Annotated in this window: 7 protein-coding genes and 1 pseudogene; 1 reads left to right on the forward strand and 7 read right to left on the reverse strand. The window is 64.0% G+C overall.

Annotation, left to right across the window (positions count from 1 at the left end):
- The 7 genes and pseudogenes from ACNPP0_RS29275 to ACNPP0_RS29305 form a co-directional block, all read right to left on the reverse strand.
- A pseudogene (locus ACNPP0_RS29275) lies at positions 1-399 on the reverse strand (hypothetical protein); the annotation flags it as partial.
- Positions 400-463: 64 nt separating this feature from the next.
- Complete coding sequence (locus ACNPP0_RS29280) at positions 464-1,000, reverse strand: phage neck terminator protein (RefSeq protein WP_448707853.1); 537 nt, start codon at positions 998-1,000, stop codon at positions 464-466.
- An 89-nt stretch (positions 1,001-1,089) separates the two neighbouring features.
- The gene (locus ACNPP0_RS29285) at positions 1,090-1,371 is read right to left on the reverse strand and encodes a hypothetical protein (protein ID WP_332611790.1); all 282 of its coding nucleotides are present in this window, start codon (positions 1,369-1,371) and stop codon (positions 1,090-1,092) included.
- Positions 1,368-1,778: a hypothetical protein gene (locus tag ACNPP0_RS29290; protein WP_448707854.1), complete on the reverse strand. Its 411-nt coding sequence runs from the start codon at positions 1,776-1,778 to the stop codon at positions 1,368-1,370. The genes ACNPP0_RS29285 and ACNPP0_RS29290 overlap by 4 nt, the downstream gene beginning before the upstream one ends.
- 99 nt (positions 1,779-1,877) lie before the next feature.
- Positions 1,878-2,561, reverse strand: a complete 684-nt coding sequence (locus ACNPP0_RS29295; protein ID WP_332611787.1) for a hypothetical protein — start codon at positions 2,559-2,561, stop codon at positions 1,878-1,880.
- Positions 2,548-3,405: a YdaU family protein gene (locus ACNPP0_RS29300; RefSeq protein WP_448707855.1), complete on the reverse strand. Its 858-nt coding sequence runs from the start codon at positions 3,403-3,405 to the stop codon at positions 2,548-2,550. Before ACNPP0_RS29300 ends, ACNPP0_RS29295 begins: the two co-directional genes overlap by 14 nt.
- Entirely contained in the window at positions 3,402-3,641 is a 240-nt protein-coding gene (locus ACNPP0_RS29305; RefSeq protein ID WP_448707856.1) for a transcriptional regulator, read from the reverse strand. The genes ACNPP0_RS29300 and ACNPP0_RS29305 overlap by 4 nt, the downstream gene beginning before the upstream one ends.
- Before the next feature lie 71 nt (positions 3,642-3,712).
- Between ACNPP0_RS29305 and ACNPP0_RS29310 the strand changes: the two genes are divergently transcribed.
- Positions 3,713-4,786, forward strand: coding sequence for a S24 family peptidase (locus ACNPP0_RS29310; protein ID WP_448707857.1), 1,074 nt, complete (start codon positions 3,713-3,715; stop codon positions 4,784-4,786).
- Positions 4,787-5,283 lie beyond the last annotated feature (497 nt).

Genomic DNA, 5,283 nt, shown 5'->3' on the forward strand with positions numbered 1-5,283 from the left:
CCCCCTCGCCAGCGTCTGCGGCGTGCTGTCGGCTGCGCCCGCCACGCTGGCAGCCACCTTTTGCACGATGCCATTCGCGTCACGCCAGGACAAAGACACGGCGTAGTCCGACGCGGCGGCGCGCGTCACGGCAATGCGCGATGCATCCACCTGGCGGCGGCCGACAAAAACGCGGGCCACCGTCGGAATCTGTTTGAAGGCATCGCGCACCGCGATGTACAGCGGGTCGTTCGGGGCGATGCCCATGTCCAGCAGCTCGCCGGCCTCGGTCACCGCCATGACGCGGTTGACGGCCAGCGCGTGTGCGCCAAGGATCAGGATGTCAGAGAAATTCTGCTCCTTGATCGCCGTGGTGTTCAGCGAGATCGCCACATTGACGATCCGGTCGAGTTTTGCCATTTGCGGCTCCAAAAAAAAACCGCCCAAAGGCGGCGGGGGGACAGCGTGATGAAGACCTTGAACGTTAATTCGTCGCTTCGGTCTTCGCGGAAAATGAGGTTGTAAAGGAAGGCAGCAGCCCGCCCGTGGTCGTGATGTTGCCGGTCACCGTTTCGATGAGGCCGACAACATCCGTATCGGTCTGCGCGTAGCGGATACCCAGGTCAAGCGCGCCCCGCGGCTCGCTCGCTGTGCCCGAGGTGGCGTCGTTGCCGTCGCGTGGCACGCGCTGCACGGGGCCGGCGTGAAACACCGCCAGGCCCAGCGCTTCCGCACGGTCTTCATGAGTGGGATGGCGCAGCGCCAGCCCCATCTTGTCCAGGGCGCGATAGGCGGCGGCGCCTACGCTGCGCAGTTCGACGGTGGCATCGCGATGGTCACGCACGAGCTGATTGCCGTCGGCGTCGACGGGGCCGGTTTCGGCGGGGCCGGCCTGCACCCAGCGTACGGCCAGCGCGATGCAAGGCGGCGGGGGAACCGACGGCGCATCGTCGGAAAGAAACACTGGCACGCCGCCCGCGGCGGCCGTCACCAACGTAAGGATTGCGTCTTCAGGCGTCATGTCGGTCACTGTTGGGTCCGGAAAAAAACAAAGCCCGCGAACCGGATCGGTTGGCGGGCTGCATTTCGTGTGGGCGCAATGCCCCGCGGCTATTGTCTCAAATCCGGTCCCAAATGGGCATGGTTTTTATGAAGTGCATGTCCCAATTGCTGCCAGGAATACGTGGCGGATTTGGTGTTGCCGCCGCAGCGCTGCACGTGTCCGGCATCCAGCAGATGATCCAGTACCCGACGCGCGCCGCGCCGCATTGCTTCTTGCGAGGCCGGCGCCATGGGCATGCCCCGGCTGACGTGCCGCAGGATCTCGGCCATCCTGAATTCGCGGCCCGGATACGCGGCCAGCAGATCGATGACTTCGTGTGCGTATTTCATTTGAAGGCCCTCCAGACCTCTTGCTTGAAGTGGCCCAGCGCCACCTTGTAGTACGGCAACGAGATGCCGATGACGCGGCATGCCTTGTCCTGGCGGCCATGCGCGGGCAAGTCCCCGTAGTCGGCGCGGCGCGTGTATTCCGCCTGCACCACGCGCTGTTCCAGAAGCGGCAACGTTTCATACAGGGCATGCACGCGGCGCGCGCGTTCATGGTTCACGGGAATGCGCAGCGGTTCGTCGTCATCGCCGTGCCCGGGCAGCGGCGGAAATTCGCACACGTCGGGCGTCTCGTGCAACATGCGCCGCGGGCCGGGCCAATCGCCTTCCCATTGGGACCTTGCCCAGTTATGAATTTCGTCTTCCACCCAACGCGGCAAACCGGCTTGTCTCGACGGTGCATTTTTCATTTTCATTGTCCTGCGGTCCTTACTTTGCGATCCGTGCTTTGCGGTCCTTACCTGGCGCGCCGTTCGCGCGCGTTGGCCCATCATTCATGCGCCGCATCGTCATGTGCCCTCCGGTTTGGCCGTGTGCCTGGCGTGCATCAACATGTCGGCGATGGCCTTGGTGGGATGCCCGCCGGACGCGATGCGCGCCTCCCAGCGTTCGATCCATTCGCGATGTGACCGGCTGCGGGCTGCCAGCATTTTTCCCGCGCCCATTTTTCTCAGCGCGGCCTCGGCTTCGGCACGCGTGGCCAGCGTCTGTCCCGGCGCGGGCAACGCCGCGCGCGGTGCCGGAATGTCGGGCCATGCGCCCTTGGCCAGCTCTTCGGACAGCGTTCTTTCCCATCGGACTTTGATTGCGCCGAAGTTGCTGTTCAACAGGTCAACCGTGCTGACGCCCACCGCTGCCCAATACACCGCCGGATGCGACCAGTCGCCCACCTCGCCACGACGCCGCGCCGACACGCCGCGCACCGCTTCGTGATAGGCAAGTTCGGGGATCAGCCACGGGCAGCAAAGCTTCAAGAATTCCGGCAGCGTCGGCGGCCATTCCCGTGTCAGACAGGCAGTGAGCCCGCGCCGCACTTGCGCTTCGGTCAGGCCGGCCAGCTTCTGGTTCCAGGAGTCTTTCAATTCGCGCGGCGTCAGGCCCTCCCATTGCTGCGCGAACTTGGCGCCATACAGCAAGTGCATTTCGTTGACGACCAGCGCACCCAGGCCGACCGTTGATTCAACGACTTGCATCGATCACCCCCATGTCGATTTCGCCCCGGACATGGCCTTCGGCCAGCACGCTGCGCAATTCCGACGACCATTGCGCGCGTTGCCGCGATGGCTTCGCGCCCGTGGTGCGGGTCGCTTCTCTGGGTGGGAACAGGCCGAGGTAGCCGCTGGCGATACTGTGGGAAATGACATCGCGCGCCGCCACGCCTTCGGCCCGGTAGCCGGCAAGCTGTTGCAACTGGCGCCGCGCCGCCTCTTGTGTGATCGGCTTCTTGCGCGCTTTGCGGTCCGCCACCCAGCTGACCCAATCGGCGCGATCGAGCCAGTCCGGCAACGCACAATCCATCGCATCAAAGGCAGTTTTGCGGGAGCTCATGGATGCTGTTTTCGGAATTGTCGATTCGGGGTGGGGTCGTTCTGGTTCTGGTTGTGGTTCTGGTTGTGGTTCTGGTTGTGGTTCTGGTTGTGGTTCCTGGTTGGTTGCACCGATGTTCAACGGCTGTTGCCCCGCAGCCTGTCTGCCGGCCGTGCCGGCCTGCCGTGCGCGCTTGGCCGCGCTGGCTTTACCGGCTGCGGACTTGGCTTCCTTGTTGCCGTGATAACGCGCGATCTCGGCGTCACAGCGAGCATGTCGCCAGCCTTCCTCGGTTTCCACGAAAAATTCGTGCAGCACCTGGAACACGGCGGTCTTCTCGTCGTCGGACCGCGCGATCAGCAAGCGGCAGAGCTTGTCGATCTCTTGAGATAGCGGCGCTTCGGTGTCGTAGTAAAGCTCGATCAGGTCCCGGTAGACGCTGCGTTCGATGCGCGTCAGGTGCCGCGTCGCGCTATTGAAGTCGCCGATGTGGTGGGGGTAATAGTTCATTGCGCCGTGATCCCTTCGGCCAGCTCCGGCCAGATTTGAGTGCAATCGGAAGGGCGCAAGTCGCGCCGGGTGACGGCGCCGTCGGTGGCTTGTTCTATCAAGGCGCAGTGCTTGACCGGCACGGGCCTGCGGCCGGTGCGCCACTGATAGACCAGCGCAGGCGACACGCCCACCAGCCGGGCGAACGTGGCCGCGGTCAGCGCCCCTTCCTGCTTGAAATAATCAGGTAGATTCATCACCAAAACTATAGCGACGCTACAGCTTATTAGCAAGCCATGCTATAGTTTTATTTGCATAGCATTGCTATATGAAAATGTGGACTATCGAAGAGGAAGCCGCCGCCCTGCGCGCACGCTTTGAAGGCGTGAACCGCGCGGCATTTGCTCGCGACCACCACGTGAAGGGCGGCCAGGCGATGATTTATCAGCACATCACCGGCCGCCGTCCTATTGGGATCGAAGCGGCAATGGCCTACGCCGAAGGATTTGGCTGCACGCTGGCCGCAATCAGCCCGCGGTTAGCCGCTGAGGCTAAAAAGGCGGCGTCGCTATCGACCGCCGCTCCGCTTGCCGCCCCCACGGCCGACACCCAATGGCCGTTCCCATCGGTGCCGGCATCGCTTATCCATGGGTTGGCCGACGACCAGGTCAAACGCCTGGAAGGCGCGCTGCTGTTGGCGCTGGGCCAGATGGGCGTCAAGGCGAAAGGGGCTGCGGGTCTGGGCAGGAATCCAGCCCCTAAACGCGGTGCGCTGGCCAGTATCGACAGCGTGGCGGACGAGTTCCCCATGGCGCCGATCCCGGCCGCCCCCTGGGACCCCGACGGCGTCACCACGCATCAGGCCGAACGCATGCAAGCGCTGCGAATCAGCACGGCCGCCAATGTCGGCCACGTCGCCAACGCCGGCTACTCCGCCAACGATCAGGAATTCATGCCCGTCCCCGAACTGGACGTGCGCCTGGCCGCCGGCCGGCTTGGCATCGAGAACTACCACGAGACGGAGATCGGCGAGATCCTGTTGCGCCGCTCGTTTCTGGAGTCGTTCAAACTGCCCATCAGCCGCATGAAGATCGTGTATGCGCAAGGGGACAGCATGGAACCCGTCATCCGAAACGGCGGACCGATGCTGTTCTACGAGGACCCCGTCATCGACCCCCGCGAAATCGACCCGCGCACGGTCTACGCGATCAACCACGGCGGCAAGATGATCGTCAAATGCATCGCGCGCGGGCGCGAGGGCGGCTGGTTGGCAAAGTCGTTGAACCCTGCCTACGCGCCCTTTGCGCTTGAGAAAGAAGACGGCTGCGAAGTCCGCATCGTCGGACGCATCCTGTGGTCGCCGTACGACCTGCGAAATGGGGTCGATGAGCGCTTGCTGTAAGCCCCGTCCGCAAGTGAGCCACCCGTTTTACGCACCGCCCACCGCCTTTACGACTTTGCCCGTGCCGCCGCATGTCTGGCACGGTCGGTCGTTCACCTGACCGCTTCCCGAGCAGTCAGGGCAATCCACTTCACCGGTCCCGGGCGTGCCCGGCGCGGCGTCATCGCCGGGGTTGATATCTTGTTGTGCGGATGGGGTGGTTTGCGGCGCTTGTTGCTGTTGCGGCGGTTGCGGCGGTTGCTGCTGTTGTTGCTGTTGCCGCTGTAGGGGCGGTCGCTGTTGCTCTGCTTGATGCTGTCGTCCCACCCGCTGCTGTCGTCCTGACGCCTGCTGCGGTGGCGCCGACCGTTGTGGCTGTGGCGCGGACTCCGCCCGCTGTGGCTGATGCTTCTGAAGTGTCGGCTCGTCCATCACGTCCCCCCGTTTCGGTTGCCCGCACGCTGACGTCTTGCGCGCGGGATAAACGAACGGCACGCAGCAATCGCCATGCCGCGGGG

This window comes from Achromobacter semiaridum (assembly GCF_053543755.1).